The following is a 16,547-nucleotide window of genomic DNA, read 5'->3' on the forward strand; positions in this document are numbered from 1 at the left end:
GTTAGGACTCCGCGTATGGCTTTTGAGCAATTAAAATCGAGTGGAAGTTATCTGCAAATGTCTGAATTTTTAGCTTAACTTGAAAACCAGCAAGGTCGCTTTCGGTTACGCTTGGATAGAGTAAGGTACGTAAATTATAGGCTGTGCGAATGACCAACAGGCTACCCGCAGCCATACTATCGAAAAGATGGTGCAATATATTTCGTTTAATTTTTTCATCGCCAACTAAAGCGGCGAGCCAAATTACGTCATAGCACGCGAGATCGTCTTGTTTACAGATATCGTTATGAATAAAGTTCATACGATGAGCCGGCGCGAGTGCGTCACAAACTTCCTTTCCAAGTAATAGATCTTGTTGATGAATATCTAGGTTATCAACGGCTAGTTCGGCGTTATGCAGAGCTAAGCTTGTTAGAGGGAGTGCGCCGGAGCCAACCATTAATACCCGGTTGATTTGTTCAGTAGCTAGCGAGTGAGCGGCGTTAATTTCCAGTGCTGTGGCTCGTTGATAGTGCTTAAAATAGGGATATTCATGCTCTAGGGTGTGAACTGGGTCGATACTTTTAGAAATGCAATATGCCCAGTGTCTTTCATAAATGCTCGAAGCTTGACTAAATAAGGTTTGGACACGGGGTTTAATCGCTTGAATTTGTTGTTGCGCTAATACCGCATCAGTAAATTCGCTGCCATGTTCATTAGACAACAAACCCAAAAACTGGTGCAGCATCTCCATAACTTCAGGTGTTATTTCAAGTTTCGGTAATTGGCTGATCTTCTGATAAGTACTGACGATGCAATTAGCATGATTGAGGGGGTTAGTTAAAGCGCTCATTTTTTACTCTTAAATGGTTATCCTTAATTTACGTTATAACATACTATCTATGTTTGTTTTTTGTAAATGATTGTTTTGATTTTTCTTGTTTTTAATAGCTTATTCTTTACTATAAAAGTTTTATGGTATTGAATTTATTTCTTTTATTTTCATTGTTAATGATTTGTTTTTTTACGTCATCGACCGGTATCACGGTAGTACACGAAAAGTGATAGGCGAAAGTAAGAGCAGTACGTAAGTCATACTGCTATTACTTTTTTAAGAGTGTGGTGGTTAGAATTGATAAGACATAGAGAGTAATACTTTACGTGGCTCGCCAGGCTGAACCCACATTTGACTATACGAATTAGTGAAATGCTCACGGTCAAAGGCATTTTGTATCTTGCCTGAGACTATCCAGTTATCATTAACATTGTATTGCGCAAATGCGTTAAAGGTAACGTACGAAGGTAAGTAAAATTCGCTTCCGCGCTGACCAAGTCGCTTATCAATGTATTGCACACCAAAGCCTGCAGAGAGTGGGCGGTTAAATAGTGTATATTGCTGGCTTAGCTGTAAGCTAGCCGAGTTTTCCGGAATGTTTAGCAGGTCATCCCCTTTCTTTAAGCTTACGCCTAAACCAGTATCAATGGAGTCTTTATCTACCTGCGCATCAAGATACATGTAGGAAAAATTAACGGTGACATCAGCTGGTAACTGACCGATAACATCAAGCTCAACCCCTTGGCTACTTGCTTCCCCGATGGCTGCACTAAATCCCGGGTTTTGAATGTCGGCAACGATGATATTGGTTTGCTGGCTATCAAAGTAAGCTAGGGTAATATCCAGTTGACTATCGAGTAATGTCCATTTGCTGCCGAACTCGATTGATTCGCTTTGATTTGGGTCGAAAGCAGCACCTTGATAGTCAGTACCAAAGTTTAAGCGATATCCTTCACCGTAGGTTGTGTACAAAGACCATTCATCTGCCAATCGGTAAACCACACCCAACTGGGGACTGAAGTGTTGTTCAGACTGTTCAGCATATTGCTGACTAATTTTGTTATCAATAGTTTGTTTAAGCCAGTCAAAACGACCACCGATCCGCACCTGTACTGCATCGGTAACAGTGATTTGATCTTGGATGTAGACACCAGTTGCCCATTGATTTTGTTGACGAATAATGACAGGAGTAGGGGTCGGAGGGGAATATTGACCATAAACAGGGTTGTGAATGTTAATGGCATAAAGCTGTGCGTCACTCGGATTAGTGCTCAGGGCTGGTGCTCTAGCAACTCGGTAGTCCCGATCAAAGTCAAACCTGTCGTAATCCACGCCCATTATGAGGTTATGTTTGAAATCACCCACAGTGATGTCTCCAGCGAGCTCAAAACGTGCAACATATTGCTCGGTGTCATAAGCCCGTTGTCGATGTTGGCGGGTCAGGGTTTTAAAGTCGATATACAGCTTTTGACGTGAGGGAGAGATGTCAGCATCACTCGACAGACTGTCTAATTCGGTCTGTCTAAATGCTAATGCAGAGCTTAGCTGCCACTGTGCGTCGATGTTATATTGCCATTGTAACTGGTGGCCGTGCACCATAGTGGTTGTTGGACCATCACCTGGCTCACCAAGAAAACGCTCAATCGGCATAAAGTCGAAGTTACCTTGCGGGGCAATGATGCCTCGGTCAAATGGAATTTCTTGCTCTGCATACTCAAGTTCATATTGCCATTTTGACCTATCGCTTTGCTCGAATACCAAAGCCGTGGTTATTCCTTGTTTTTCAGTTTCAATGGTATCTCTAAAGCTGTCCTCTTGCTGATAAAAGCCGATGATCCTCGCGGCCGTATTTTCAGATAAGGTGGTGTTGAAATCCGCTTCTAAGCGTTGATGTTGGCGATTACCCAAAGTGAGTTTCACATCACCAAAAGTTTGGAACATGGGTTTTTTGGTAATTAAGTTGATGGCGCCACCTGGCTCTCCACGCCCGAATAGTGCAGCTTTTGGCCCTTTTAACACTTCAACGCGCTCAATACCCGACACATCTCTAGGTCCAGAAAAACCACGTCCGGCATTGAAACCATTGACTAAGTAGCCACTTGGTACATTCTCATCACCAAAAAAACCGCGAATGGCAAAGCTATCCCACAGTCCCCCAAGACTATTTTGCCTACTCACAGATGCCGACATATCTAGCACTTGCGTTAAACTATTGATCCCCATGTTTTCTATGAGCTCGGCATCGAGCTCGAACATCGCTTCGGGCGCTTCTAAATGGATAAAGTCTCCCCGATAAGCTTGACGCTCCGCCACGACTTCTATTTTTTCAATATGGGTGTCGTTATTGGCCTGTGCTGAAAAAGCGGCGGCGAGTGCCAGAGAGAGTAAACTTAAACGGCTTACCCCATTTACAGTGTTCATTATTAATCCTTTTGATATGTTATAACGTTTTTGGGTACTCTAGCATGGTATTGATTCGCTGTTAAGCTATGTTGAATAGACTGATAAGAAAAGAGTAGCTCGGGGCGGGCAGAGTGAGTTTGGTGTAGCTTGTCTAGTATTTAGGTCTAAAGGAAATGAGAGGCTAGGCCTCTCATTCGCTGATATTACTCACTTTCTAGCCCTTCAAGCTGCAAGCCAATCTGAGTACTTAACACTCCAGCTTGCGCTCGTAGTTGTGCATTTAAAGCGGTTAGATCGGTTTGTGCGTCGGCGTGGCGGTAGATTGCGCGGTTACCACGGACATAGCTTAATATCAGGTTATTATCACTAGCGAAAGTAGTAGCATTAATCATCGTAAGATGTTCAACGATAATTTCACCAGTGACAGTGTAAACCTCGCCAGTTGCAGGTGATTGTAGCTGTAACCCTGCCACTAATGTTGTGCCGTCCCCTTCGAGTGAGACAAAAGATTGGTTATTGATGTTTATCTCGGCACCTTGTGGAGCCTCGGTTAACTCAATTAATCCATCGCTAGCTGCAAGTGCTTGGCCACTAAGTAGTAAGGCAGTTAAAACGAATGCTTTCATAGTGGTTCTCCTTAGTTATGACCAATAAAACGAATTTGCCAAGAGGTTAATACACCATCTTGTGCGTTATTTCTATGCACTGCTTGAATATCCGGATCGCCGTTACGTGGATCAAAGATAAAAGCTTCGTCCTCACCTTGGGTATCAATTAACCGAATGGTCCACTGACCTTGTGCTGGCTCTCCATAGAAGTGGTGCGATAGCATTTGCATATCGTTAAAGCCGTTACGTCCGGTAATGGTACCTGTTCTTGGTGTCATTAAAACACTGCGAGTGCCTGACGGAGAAATAAGCTCAATTGCAACGTCACGGGTACTGGTATGCTCACCGGTCACTCGGATCTGTACCGCTTCAACGGTGACATCGTTGTCAATTTGTAGCGAGCTTTCGGCACCCGCAAGGCTACCGTCAGGAATGGTGACATTGGCATTAACTTGCTGCCAAGGTGTAATCGTGAAATTCCCTCGATCCGCACTATAGAAGCGGGCCATATTTACTGCCGCATCAACATCGATGGCACCGAAGCCATAGAAGGTGTGGAAGTCATACCCTGCCGCATTAGTTTGCCATGCTGGGATCGCATCATATTGCTGTGCTTCACCAGCCACATTGTTAAAGGTTAGTGTGACACCTGGGTGGTCTGGGTCAATTTTGCGAGCGGTTGAAGCTAAAATATGTCTAACATCACGCCACGTTAACGCGGGGTTTGCAGACATGATTAGCGCAATTGCCCCTGTCGTGTTTGGTGCCGCAGAAGAGGTGCCATTCATAGTCGCGTTATAATCACAGGTTGGATCGAGCGGGTGCCCGCCATGTAAACTATTGCGAAGGTTCGCAGGGTTTCTGCCCCAGTCACAGCCGCTAATATCTGTTGAGATAATAGCAGGTGTTGTTGAACCATATTCGCCACCTGGTGCACTGGCGAACACACTAGAGCCTACTGTTGAATACGATGAGAGTTTACCATCCGCATTGTAGGCTGAGACGACTAAGTTCCAATAGCTGGTATCAATACGTTCTAAGTTAACGTTTTGCATCGGTAAGCCATGATTGCGATTTGCAAACCATAAATAGCCAGAACCAAGTCCGTTTGCGTTAAAGCTTTGAACTCGATAGCCATTACCTGCAGATTTTACGAATATTGCACCGCGGCCACTATGACTTGTGGTAGTGATCTCTTCTTGAGCTTCTTCATAAGTTTGTAACCAAGGAGAAAAGTCATAATTGAATGTCTGCGGCGATGAAAGGGTACGGCCATAGCTTTGGTTAAATACCCGAGGAAAATCAAAAGAGGCTTTGTTGAAACCGTCAGAGTACATACCGTGAGACTGTAACCAGTTTTCCATGTTACCGTTTTTAAGATAGTTAAAACCAATTAGGCCTGCTCTTGGCGCTACGCCGCGACCTCCAATACCGTTAAAGGCACTTGCAGCGATGATGCCAGCAACGCCTGTACCGTGGCTATCCCCACTGTTGGCTGGTTTTAAATCAGGAGAGTTAGTGAGAAAGTCCCATGAGCCAGGTCTGACGTTGCCAATTAGATCTGGATGGGTTAGTTCGACACCACCGTCAATTACCGCAGTCGTCACCCCGGTACCCATAATTCCAAGGGCGTGAGTAAGGCTAAGGTTAAGATCCTCTCCTGCAACACCACCACGCTCAGAGAACGCATTTTGCCCTGTATTTTTCAAGTGCCATTGCTGGTTTACCAGTGGATCGCCTGGAAATAGAGGGTATTCCTGTTGGGCATTTGCTGCGCCGTGTAGTAACCCTAGCAATGTGGCTAGGTAAGTTATTTTTATTTTCATGGTATCTCAACTTGTTATTGTTTCTTTTACAAGAACAAACTGTATACCTCAAAAAGGTACTCGATGTAAATAGTGAGTTATATATGTATTTTTGTTGTTTTTATTTTGTTTGTTATAAGTGCTTCTATTTTGAATTGGCAGGGATGGCTGATGGTCGTGTAAGAATATAGCTGAGTACGGCAGCCTCAGTTATTGCGACAGACCACACCACCCAAATAGGTGCGCTACTATAACTCAAAGCTAGTAAGCCAACGCTCATGCCAATCGCCGCGCCAATCTTACCTTTTATTGGGATGACCTGATGTTGCCGCCATGCAACCAGACTCGGGCCAAATTTTGGATGAGTGAGTAGCCAATTTTCTAGCTTAGGAGATGAACGGGTAAAGCAAGCAAGGGCGAGGATGAAAAAGATGGTAGTAGGCATAACAGGCAGTGCCATGCCGATAAAGCCGAGACCAACAAACACGATGCCAGCAACATGCAGCCAAAAACAACGATTGAATAAGGGAATTTTTTTACGCATAGGCATCCTCATATTCCGGGAGTGCTGAAGTGACAGCGCATTGAGATGACCAGAGTCTACTTTGTTAATCTGAAGCCAGTAATTAAAAGCATACCACAGTGGCTGAAATTCGCGAATTTTCAACTAAGCTAAAGCAAAGAGATCACCAGTCGGACGTCAGTGTTTGAAATAGCTAATCTGATCTCATCTCAGGTTCAAGGAAGTGCTGCGACTGAAACGTTGAGGGGCAAAGTATGCAAGTAAATTTAGAACGTCTTAAGTCTACCCTATTTGCGCTCGCGGAGTTCGGTTATAACCATGAAGATAAGGGAATTTATCGCCAAGGTTTTAGCAATGAGGATTTTGCAGCGCGTAAATGGCTGATGGAATGCGCACAAAGTGAAGGGTTCGTGAGTCGCATGGATGGCGCTGGCAATGTGATTATTGAAATGACCAGCCCGGATATTGCAGCAAAACCCGCTGTGATCATTGGCTCTCATCTCGATAGTGTACCTGCTGGTGGCATGTTTGATGGAACCCTAGGCGTCATTGCGGGATTTGAGTGTATCCGCGTATTAAAAGAGCACAATGTGCAATTAGAGAGGCCGATTTGGGTTATTGGCACCAGTGAAGAAGAGGGACGCTTTGGCGGTATGATAGGGGCTCAAGCGCTCACCGGAAAGTTAACGCCACATCAATTACTCACAAGCCATGATGCGGATGGCTGTATGCTCAGTGATGCTATGCGTGCCCAAGGTTTAGAACCTATGGATGCGCTGAATGCGAGACTGGAACCAGAGCAAATAAATAGTTTTTTTGAATTACATATTGAGCAAGGCCCTGTACTTGATCAAAAAGGCATTCAAATTGGCGTGGTGGAGGGGATTTCTGGGGTATTTAAATGGATAGTCAAATTAATTGGGAAGGCCGATCACGCAGGCACGGCACCTATGGAGATGCGCAGCGACGCTTTTATGGGGCTGGCTGATTTTGCTTACCAGTTAGATAGAATTATTGCTGAGGACGGAACGGATACCACGAGGATCACTGTCGGTAAGGCAGAACTAAAGCCAGGTTTCGCACATACGATTGCTGGAGAGGTGGATTTCACCATCGTCGCACGCGATATGGACGAAACGGTGATGGAGAACCTTGAAATTGCCTGTCGTAAAGCGCTTTCAGCCATCGCTCGAAAGCATCATTTAATGTTTGAATATGAGCAGGTAAGTTGGTTGTCTCCAATGAAGTGTACACCAGAGATGGTGGAGTTTATTAGTCAACAGGCTGAGGCTTTATCGCTGAATTATCAGGTCATGCCAAGTGGCGCTGGTCACGATAGTCAGTTTTTTTCAGAAGTGTGTCCCACAGGACTGATATTTATTCCATCACTCAATGGCGTTAGCCATGCGCCAGACGAATGGAGTCATTGGCATGATGTCGAAGCTGGGAGTAATTTATTGTTGCAATGTGTTCAAAAAAGAGCAATAAAAACAAAAGAATAAATGTGAAGTGAGGATGAAGTTGGCTGGCGGTTTACTAGACAAATTTGATCCTTAAGCTAGTCTTTGTTACTACTAGAATAATGTGGATAGCAAAACTTGCGGCGAATTCGGACTTGGATAACCGCAGTTAGGGATTATGAGGATGTGGATCGCCCGAGTCGTAACCTTAGTCTTAGTTGCTGCGAGCTTTAATGGGCTTGCCGCCTCGTTGAGGGTGAGCGATGAGGTCGTGACTGCTGGGTTTATAACGCTACACATTGAGCGTACTGGTCCCCCTCTACAGCAATCAACACAGCTATCCATTCAACATCTTTCAGAACCTTACTCCCTCTCCCTTTCGCTTCAGCCGACTCAACAAGCGGTAACCATTAGTGGCTTGGCTGATGGTGATTATCTCGCAACCTTAGCTGATCCCTCTACTAACTCGGCACAAACGTCGGTCCCATTTACAGTTAAACATCATCAGTTAACGCTGGCGCTTGCGCTGTTTGTACTGGGCTTGTGCTTATTTGTGCTGCTTGTAGGGGTGATTGTGGTAGGCAATAAGCAAGCGCACGATAAGGAAAGCGTATGATAAATGCTTCATTGGCGCTCGGTCTTGCCCTAGCGTTTGCTTTGCTATGGGTATTTTTTGGTTGGTGGATTGGCAGGCGCGTGCAGTCACATAATGAGTTTGCGCTGGCCGGTAGAAATGTCGGATTGGCCTTTGCTTGCGCCACTGCGATGGCAACTTGGGTCACCAGTAACACCACTTTAGTTGCGCCACAGCTCACTTATCAGTTTGGTATTTGGGGCATGATAGGCTACGCCTGTGCCGCATTCGGATTGCTGCTATTTGCGCCGCTAAGCCAACGCATCAAAACTTTACTGCCCCACGGCTACACCAGTGGCGACTTTATACGATTGCGGTTTGGGCGTTTCTCTTGGTGGATCTTTTTGCTGATCTCTTTCGTGTATGCCATGAGTTGGCTCGTTAGCCTAGGCATGGCGGGTGGCATTTTGCTACACACCCTAAGTGGCTTAGATTATCACCTTGGTATGTCAATAATTCTCCTGATGTGTGTGGTCTACACGCTCTTTGGCGGTCTAAAAGCGGTGATCGCCACGGACTTTCTACAGGCCATAATTATTTTGGCTGGCGTCTTAGGAATAGCCATTGTCGTGGCGATGAATGTTGGGCTTGAACCCATTCACCAAAAACTCAGTAGTGACCACCCCAAGTTACTCGACCTGCTTTTCCCTGCCGCTGTGATGTTTTTGTTCAACAATATCTTTTTTGGTTTAGGAGAAATTTTTCACAGCAACGTATGGTGGTCAAGGGCGTTTGCATTTAAAGGTGGAGTGGGCAAAAAGGCGTATTTTATCGCGGGACTCCTGTGGCTGCCGATCCCAATCGTGACTGGATTTATTGCGCTGGCAGCGCCGAGTTTAGGCTTGTATCCTGCTAGCGCCGATATGGTAGGACCTTTGGTTGCAAGCCAAGTACTCGGCTATACCGGCTCGATTATTCTGTTCATTGTAGTGTTCTCCGCGCTGGCATCGAGTTTGGACTCCTTGCTTGCTGCAACGTCAGATCTCATCAATCAAGATATTTATCTGCAATACATCAAACCAAAGGCGAGCGATAGTGAACGCTTAAAAAGTGCTAAGTGGATTATTGTTCTGCTCGGCGTAGTGACCTGGCTATTGTGTTTACCGAAAATCGCCACTTTGGGCGCCTTGTTGAATTTTGCTGGTGCCTTTGTCGCCAGCACCATTTGGCCTATCGTATTTGGGTTGTACTTTGCGCGAATGATGGGAAATAGCGCTGGCTGGGCTATGTTACTTGGCACGCTATCTGGATTGATTGGGTATTTTTATATTGGTTTTTATGTCGCCGCATTAGTTTCTTGTGCGGTGTCGTTATTAATTTGTGTGATTGCTTGGCGTTTTAGTCAGCAATCATTCCATTGGCAAGCGTTGGGCACGCAAAGCAAAATGGAGGATGTATGATCTCATTGGGCGCATTTTCTAGTTTAATTTGGCTGGCCATAGTGCTCAGTTGTTTATGCCCTGTTGTCCTTGTCGTTATGTTCCTTATTGATTATAAAAAGAGGCAGTTATGGTAAGTGCGCAGCAAGTAGAGTTTAATCGAGCGCAGCCGGATGTTTACGGGGATGCACATCCCAAAGCATTACTCAGAGCGATACAAGAAGACGGTGACAGGCTGCATTGTTTGGAGAATAAGCACATTATTAGTGTCGACCATCTTGACCGAGACGTGCTGATCCAGTTATTCCGCCTCGCCGCGAAATATGAAAGTAATCCAGCAAGGTTCAGCTCGCCGCTCAGTGGCAAAATTTTGATCAGTGCGTTTTATGAACCCAGTACCCGCACCCGGCTGTCGTTTGAAAGTGCATGGCACCGCTTAGGGGGCGACATCATGTCGATCACCGATCGCTCCTCAACGGGCATAGCGAAAGGGGAGTCGCTGCAGGATGTCGCCGAGATGTTCAATAATTATGGTGATTGTGTCGTCTTACGTGACACCTCAGTGGAATCTATTGAAGAGATGATCCACAGCCTACGCATTCCAATTATCAACGCTGGTAATGGCATTGATGAGCATCCAACGCAAGCTATGTCCGACCTTTACACTATTTTCAAATGGCGGCCGTCGTTATTACTCCCTGACAGTGAAGCTTTTAGCCCTATAAAAATTGGCGTGATTGGCGTGCCGAGCCAAATGCGTACGGTGCGTAGCTTGCTGAAAATGTTTACGCACTTTCCGCGTATTGTGGACGAAATATTCCTGCTCTATGACGCGAGTGTCGAAGATGCGGTATCGAGTGAGCAATTGGCGCAGCTTGAAGAAGCTGGAGTAAAGGTGTCTATCGGTCATGACATGAACGCTGTTTTACCTGAGCTTGATGTGGTGTATATCAATTCCATTGCATGGGTAGGTGAAAGCTTCGAAACCTATGGGAAGTCGTTTAAATTGAGCACGGACTCACCCTTTAAGCCCGATGCGATAGTGCTTCATCCGCTGGCTCGAGGTGAAGAGCTGTGTACCAGTTTAGATGCCACGCCACACAATTGGTATTTTAGTCAGGCACGTGGTGCCGTCTTTTTACGCCAAGCCTTATTGACCTGTATGGTGCAGCGCGCCAGTACTGTGATGGATGTGATTTAGGGGGATATTATGTGCGGAATTGCTGGTATTTTTTCAACGCAAGCGCAAACACAAATAGATAATCAATTATTGGTAAACATGGCAGCCATTCAACATCATCGTGGTCCCGATGGTTTTGGTTATAAACAAATGGCTGGCGTGGGATTTAGTCACGCCAGACTGTCGATAATCGACCTTGACGAGCAAAGAGGTCGGCAGCCCTTTATAAGTTCTGATAAGCGCCTAATGTTGGCGCACAATGGCGAATTTTACGATTACGCGCGGATCCGAGCTGAGCTGGTAGCAAAAGGGGCAAGGTTCCAAAGTAAAAGCGACTCAGAAATTGCCATGCACTTATATCAGCAGCTTGGCCTTGATGAGATGCTGACGCATCTGCGCGGTGAGTTCGCATTTGCGTTGTATGACCAACAAACTGATACGTTGCACTTAGTTAGAGACCGCTTCGGTATTAAACCTTTGTACTACACTCAAGCAGAAGACGAAATTGTGTTTGGCTCAGAACTGAAAGTGCTGTTTGCCAATCCTAAAGTTAAGCGCCGATTCTCAAGTGAAGGCCTATTTCATCAACTGATCCAAGTCATGGTTCCCGGCAGCACGGCATTTGCGAATGTACATCAAATCAAACCTGGGCATGTTGTTAGCATCACCAGAAGCGAACAAGGTTTTAGCATTGAAGATAGGCCCTATTGGGATGTTAACTTTCCGAAGGCGCAAGCGTATTTAAATAGCAAAGATGAAGTATATTACATTGATGGCGTGCGCAAGCAGCTGCTTGAAGCGGTGCAGTTGAGACTCACGGCGGACGTTCCGGTAGGGTGTTACTTAAGTGGTGGCATAGACTCATGTGCTATTTTGGGTCTGTCTTCGGCCGCAGCACAAGCACCTATTAAAGCCTTTACCATAGGCTTTGATAGCGCAGAATACGACGAAACGCCGATTGCAAAACAGATGGCACAAGCCACCAAGGCCGATCATCATATTATGTCGTTGAGCGGTGACGAGCTATATGGGCATTTTGAGCGAACTTTATGGCATACCGAACGCACCATTTATAACACGCTTGGTGTTGCAAAATACTTGATGAGTCAGCAAGTTAACGAGTCTAATTATAAAGTCGTGATGACCGGAGAGGGCTCCGATGAGCTTTTTGCGGGTTATCCCGCATTTAGAAAAGACCTATTTTTATATGGCTTAGATGAACTTGATGACACCGAAAAAGCCCAGTGGCAAACCATGCTGGAAGACAGCAATAAATTATTTAAGGGCGCCATGCTTTCCCGTGAGCAATACGATAGTGCAGCATTAGATGAGGTGGTTGGTTTCACACCAAGTTGTTTGCAGCCTTGGCTGTCATGCAGTCACTTTGCCCATCAACTCGTTGCCGCTGAACACAGAGAAATACTCACGGGTTATGATGCAGGAAAAGCGATTGCCGAGACTTTAAATGATGCCATGTTGGAGTCTCGCCATCCACTCGATAAAGCCCAGTATGTATGGATTAAAACCATGCTTGAAGGGCAAATATTAACTTGGGGTGGAGATAGGGTCGATATGGCTAATTCGATGGAGGCAAGACCTGCCTTTTTAGATCATCACCTCGCAGAGTTTGCCTTTACCATTCCCCCGCAATATCGCATTAAAGATCGTAAAGAAAAATACGTGTTACGCGAAGCGATGAAAGGGCTACTGCCAGAAGTACTGTATGAACGAGAAAAGTTTGCTTTTATGGCACCACCGGCGCACTCAGATGAGAAGAAGTGGACGGCAATGCGCGTGTTGGCTGATAAGTACTTGTCTAGACAAGCTGTGGAAGCTGCTGGTTTATTAGACTTTGAAGCGGTAAATGCGCTATTTGAGTTACATGATTCGCCAGACGCCGATGATTCACTCAAAGTGCAACTAGATGCCGTGATCAATCATTTGCTTGGTGTGCAAATACTCCACAAACAATTTATCGCCGCAGATTTACCTCAATTTGCCGCAGCTGAAGCGGAACGCCTTGGTTGGAGGGCAGCCATAGAGTAAAGGCTGATCTTATTGGTATTACAGAAAACAAGGAAATAAAAAAGCGATGCACCAACAAGTGCATCGCTTTTTTGATTTAATACCTAAGATTAATCCCTTAGATTAAAAGTAATAACCGAAGTTAATGTTGAAGCGACGCTCGCTTTCGTCACTATCGCCTGCGATTGAACCACCAATAAACGGCTGGTTTTTCGCGTGAACTAAATCAACATAGGTGAAGAACGCACCCGCAGCGAGTGACACACCTGTAACATTCATCCAAGTGTCTTCGGTGTTATCTGATTTGTCGTAAATAATACCGAAGTCGTTATAAAATTGCAGATCGGTAATTGGGCCGAATTCAACTGGCAGGTTGTACGCTACATTAAAGTTCGACATGGTGGCTTCTGCCGCGATGGAATCATAAAACGCATAAGCGCCTACCGCCATACGGTTTACATCGTCAATATCGTATTGGTATTCACCGTGTTGTAGCTGTAAGTTCCAAGGGCCAATGTTGCTATTTAAATGCAGTGCCCACGCGTTGTAATCACCTGCCCGGTCGTTACCATCGTGAAGACCACCGGCAAGGCCAGAGACGCCAATTTCAGTTGTGCCACCGCTATGTTCAATATGATACGCGTAGCGACCAACAAAGGTGTTATATTCGCCGATTGGTTGCGTTGGGTCGTCATAAACGCCATCACCCGCTTTACGGAAACCAACTACGTCATAAGAGTAGCGATCACTGCGGTCATCCACATAACCGTCCACACCACCTAGCTCATCATTTTTGAAAAAGCCAAGATCAAGCTGCCAGTTGTCTGCCACTTTACGTTTAAATACCACCCCCATGTCGTGGTCGTCTTCAAGGCCAATGTAATAAGTAGTGTTAAAGAACCAGTTGTGCGAATTGTAAGGTGAGTTACCAAAAGGCACTTTAGTCATACCAACCTGAGCTTGCCAATGGTCAGCAAAGTCATAGTCTAGGTAAGCGTATTTTACCGCAGTCATATAGTCGAAAAAGCGGATTTCGGCGTTTAAGCCAAAGCCACCGACATTGCCAGAAAAGTTCAACCTGAAAATATCGAAGTCAAAATCACCGCCACGATTTTTGTTGTCATCGTCATAAGACGTATAGCTGTAGTTGGTTCTGATCGCGCCGCCGACTTTGATAGTCGGTTTTGTTTCAGCAGCTGCAACTTGAGTTTTAGTTTCAGCTTTGGTTGCGGCTTTTTCAGCCTTAGCGATTTTTTCCTGTTGTGCTCGTGCCTGCTCTTTTTGTTCTAGCTGGGTGAGCTTCTTCTGAAGTTCAGCTAATTGGCGCTTTAATGCGTCAATTTCTGAGTTTTCGGCAAGCACTGAATTAGAGCAAAGTGCTAGACCTAACCCGAGTGAGATGGTTGAAAGTTTTAACATATTTGTCCCGTTGTTAAATGGTTGAGCGCAAAAACCTCTTACAAATTGTAGACCACCAAACCTATCCTTGCAGAAAGCAGATAAATTTTATGATCCTTGATTGAATTATCCATAGTAACACTGCGGCCTATCTGACCTCAAAGTTACACAACATTTAACCATACCCAAGATGAATATAAGACGAACAAGTGATCACATTTGTATGTCATTCTTGCCCAATAGCTTATCTCTCACTATATTTTTATTATCTGTGAAATGGTGTTTATTCATGAATATATCGCAAAAATTAAAATTGTCTTTCGCAACAGCAATCGCGCTTCCTTTGTTAATCATAGCGGGGCTTATAATCAGTCAAACTAGGCAGCAGGGGATAGAGACTTTCTCAGAGCTCAGTGATCGAGAGGCGCTACAGGTTGAGAATGGTATCCAGATGTTTTTTGATGAAATTGCAAAAAACGTTGACTATTTAGCAACCCATGCGCAGGTCTTGAGTGCGCAGCAAGACGTGAAAACTTATATGGATACGACCAGCACCACTCGACTTAATTCGAAAGCAGGAAGTAAAACAGAGCAAGCAGCATATTCGTTATTTGAGCACTTTGGAAATACACATCCTGGTATTGCCTATATCTACATGGGAAATCAGCAAGGTGGTTATATTCAATGGCCTCTAGGTGAAGTGAATGCAAACTACGACCCTAGGCAGCGTCCTTGGTATCAAACAGGGCAATCGGGAAATGGCGAGACTATCCGCACTAGTGCCTATTACTGGGCACCGGATGATATGGTGATTGTGTCGACGGTAAAAGCGATAACTGCCAATGGCCAAACCGTGGGTGTCCAAGGCATGGATGTGTCACTGCAAGGGCTGACCAAAATCATCCGCAATATCAAATTGGGTGAGACCGGCTATTTGATGCTAGTAGAAGACACCGGAAATGTGTTAGTCGATGCCAAGTTCTCCGAACATAGATTTAAAAAGCTGGCAGACATAGCAAACGGCCGCTATCGAGAATTGGCTCAAAATAAAGATGGGTTATTTGAGCTCGAAATTAATGGGCAAGACTATTTTGCCAACATCTATACAGCACCAAAACTAGGCTGGAAGTTTATTGGTTTAGTTGAAAAAGGCGAGGTAATGGCAGCAGCCAATGCGATGACGCTGACTATATTGATTTTAAGTGCTGTCCTGATCACCGTATTTCTGTTATTGGCAAGCTATATTTCGAAGTTGATTTCAGCGCCTATTGTAGAAGTAAGTGATGGCTTAACTGAGATTTCTCAAGGCGGTGGTGATTTGACGCAGCGTTTAGACATTAAAGCTCGGGATGAAACGGGCAAACTGGCGACAAGCTTTAATCTGTTTTTAAATCTCATTGCTGAGTTGGTGACGCAAATCAATGAGTGTGCCCAGCAAGTTAACGAAACCTCACGACAAACCGCTTCGCAGTCTGATCAGCTCACGGGCGCTACCAGTCAACAGCAACAAGCGCTTGAAATGGCTGCCACCGCAATTAATGAGATGGCAGCAACCGCAAACGAAGTAGCGGCAAGCTGTGCCAATGCGGCTGAGTTGGCCGGGCAAACTCAGCAAGCATCTGAGCTGGGCCAAAGGGTGATCACAGAGTCTGTCGAGAGTGTTACAACGTTATCTGAAGTGATCAATAAGGCAACCGCGGATATCATGCAGCTCGACACCGAAAGCGAAAATATTATGTCGATACTCAGCGTGATCCGAGGCATAGCGGAACAAACTAATCTTTTAGCATTAAATGCTGCAATTGAGGCGGCACGCGCAGGTGAACATGGTCGTGGTTTTGCTGTCGTAGCCGATGAAGTACGAGCGTTGTCACAGCGTACGTCTGAATCGACGGAAGAAATAGCCTCTCAGCTTGATAAGCTTAGAAAAATGACGGAAATGGTGTCGGGAGAAATGAAGCGCAGCCTAACGCGTACGGAGCAAACGGTTGAGCTGACAAACTCAGCGCAACAACAATTTAGTGAAATTACTCAAGCGATTGTCAATATTAGCGATCTCAACACGCAAATCGCCACCGCAGCTGAAGAGCAGCAACATGTTGCCGAAGATATCAATCGTAACGTGGTGGAAATTAAAAATGCCGCGGATAGTGTGAGTGATATCGCTGTGAATACCAATCAAAATGGCGTGAGATTACATTCATTGTCGAGCACGCTCACAGAGCTGGTGGGCAAATTTAAGGTGTAATTTTAGTCCATTCAAGCTCCATAAACCGTGAGAGCTAGACTCTCATGGTGCTTCTGCACTGATATAATTG

General features: G+C 45.3%; 12 protein-coding genes. 6 read left to right on the forward strand and 6 right to left on the reverse strand.

The window, feature by feature from the left end:
• Position 1 precedes the first annotated feature (1 nt).
• From DRB05_RS12745 to DRB05_RS12765, 5 genes are all read right to left on the reverse strand, one after another.
• On the reverse strand, positions 2-832 hold the full coding sequence (locus DRB05_RS12745) for a nicotianamine synthase family protein (RefSeq protein ID WP_128727282.1): 831 nt from the start codon (positions 830-832) through the stop codon (positions 2-4).
• A 273-nt stretch (positions 833-1,105) separates the two neighbouring features.
• Positions 1,106-3,235 (reverse strand): TonB-dependent siderophore receptor, encoded by a 2,130-nt coding sequence (locus tag DRB05_RS12750; protein WP_128727283.1) that lies wholly within the window; start codon positions 3,233-3,235, stop codon positions 1,106-1,108.
• Between the two features lie 185 nt (positions 3,236-3,420).
• Entirely contained in the window at positions 3,421-3,843 is a 423-nt protein-coding gene (locus DRB05_RS12755; protein ID WP_128727284.1) for a hypothetical protein, read from the reverse strand.
• A gap of 11 nt (positions 3,844-3,854) precedes the next feature.
• Positions 3,855-5,651 (reverse strand): S8 family serine peptidase, encoded by a 1,797-nt coding sequence (locus tag DRB05_RS12760; RefSeq protein WP_128727285.1) that lies wholly within the window; start codon positions 5,649-5,651, stop codon positions 3,855-3,857.
• Positions 5,652-5,775: 124 nt separating this feature from the next.
• A complete protein-coding gene (locus DRB05_RS12765; RefSeq protein ID WP_128727286.1) occupies positions 5,776-6,174 on the reverse strand; it encodes a YbaN family protein in 399 nt (132 codons plus the stop codon).
• A 233-nt stretch (positions 6,175-6,407) separates the two neighbouring features.
• On the opposite strand from DRB05_RS12765, the gene DRB05_RS12770 reads away from it, so the two are divergent.
• The 5 genes from DRB05_RS12770 to asnB all read left to right on the forward strand — a co-directional run bounded on the left by DRB05_RS12770 (position 6,408) and on the right by asnB (position 12,852).
• Positions 6,408-7,655, forward strand: a complete 1,248-nt coding sequence (locus DRB05_RS12770) for a Zn-dependent hydrolase (protein ID WP_128727287.1) — start codon at positions 6,408-6,410, stop codon at positions 7,653-7,655.
• 142 nt (positions 7,656-7,797) lie between these two features.
• Entirely contained in the window at positions 7,798-8,229 is a 432-nt protein-coding gene (locus DRB05_RS12775) for a hypothetical protein (RefSeq protein ID WP_128727288.1), read from the forward strand.
• Positions 8,226-9,647, forward strand: coding sequence for a sodium:solute symporter family protein (locus DRB05_RS12780; protein WP_128727289.1), 1,422 nt, complete (start codon positions 8,226-8,228; stop codon positions 9,645-9,647). Before DRB05_RS12775 ends, DRB05_RS12780 begins: the two co-directional genes overlap by 4 nt.
• Positions 9,648-9,756: 109 nt before the next feature.
• On the forward strand, positions 9,757-10,827 hold the full coding sequence (locus DRB05_RS12785) for an aspartate carbamoyltransferase (protein ID WP_128727290.1): 1,071 nt from the start codon (positions 9,757-9,759) through the stop codon (positions 10,825-10,827).
• Between the two features lie 9 nt (positions 10,828-10,836).
• Positions 10,837-12,852, forward strand: a complete 2,016-nt coding sequence (gene asnB, locus DRB05_RS12790; RefSeq protein WP_128727291.1) for an asparagine synthase (glutamine-hydrolyzing) — start codon at positions 10,837-10,839, stop codon at positions 12,850-12,852.
• 102 nt (positions 12,853-12,954) lie between these two features.
• On the opposite strand, the gene DRB05_RS12795 is transcribed toward asnB, so the two are convergent.
• Entirely contained in the window at positions 12,955-14,250 is a 1,296-nt protein-coding gene (locus DRB05_RS12795; RefSeq protein WP_128727292.1) for a porin, read from the reverse strand.
• Positions 14,251-14,518: 268 nt separating this feature from the next.
• Here DRB05_RS12795 and DRB05_RS12800 point away from each other — a divergent pair, with 268 nt between their 5' ends.
• Positions 14,519-16,477 (forward strand): methyl-accepting chemotaxis protein, encoded by a 1,959-nt coding sequence (locus DRB05_RS12800; RefSeq protein WP_128727293.1) that lies wholly within the window; start codon positions 14,519-14,521, stop codon positions 16,475-16,477.
• Positions 16,478-16,547 lie beyond the last annotated feature (70 nt).

The organism is Pseudoalteromonas sp. A757, from assembly GCF_004103285.1.
Classification (GTDB): Bacteria; Pseudomonadota; Gammaproteobacteria; order Enterobacterales; family Alteromonadaceae; genus Pseudoalteromonas; species Pseudoalteromonas galatheae.

Coding starts and splice junctions, on each gene's coding strand:
- DRB05_RS12760 (WP_128727285.1), bottom strand. CDS start 5,651: ATGAAAATAAAAATAACTTACCTAGCCACATTGCTAGGGTTACTACAC.
- DRB05_RS12745 (WP_128727282.1), bottom strand. CDS start 832: ATGAGCGCTTTAACTAACCCCCTCAATCATGCTAATTGCATCGTCAGT.
- asnB (WP_128727291.1), top strand. CDS start 10,837: ATGTGCGGAATTGCTGGTATTTTTTCAACGCAAGCGCAAACACAAATA.
- DRB05_RS12770 (WP_128727287.1), top strand. CDS start 6,408: ATGCAAGTAAATTTAGAACGTCTTAAGTCTACCCTATTTGCGCTCGCG.
- DRB05_RS12775 (WP_128727288.1), top strand. CDS start 7,798: ATGTGGATCGCCCGAGTCGTAACCTTAGTCTTAGTTGCTGCGAGCTTT.
- DRB05_RS12780 (WP_128727289.1), top strand. CDS start 8,226: ATGATAAATGCTTCATTGGCGCTCGGTCTTGCCCTAGCGTTTGCTTTG.
- DRB05_RS12800 (WP_128727293.1), top strand. CDS start 14,519: ATGAATATATCGCAAAAATTAAAATTGTCTTTCGCAACAGCAATCGCG.
- DRB05_RS12795 (WP_128727292.1), bottom strand. CDS start 14,250: ATGTTAAAACTTTCAACCATCTCACTCGGGTTAGGTCTAGCACTTTGC.
- DRB05_RS12785 (WP_128727290.1), top strand. CDS start 9,757: ATGGTAAGTGCGCAGCAAGTAGAGTTTAATCGAGCGCAGCCGGATGTT.
- DRB05_RS12750 (WP_128727283.1), bottom strand. CDS start 3,235: ATGAACACTGTAAATGGGGTAAGCCGTTTAAGTTTACTCTCTCTGGCA.
- DRB05_RS12765 (WP_128727286.1), bottom strand. CDS start 6,174: ATGCGTAAAAAAATTCCCTTATTCAATCGTTGTTTTTGGCTGCATGTT.
- DRB05_RS12755 (WP_128727284.1), bottom strand. CDS start 3,843: ATGAAAGCATTCGTTTTAACTGCCTTACTACTTAGTGGCCAAGCACTT.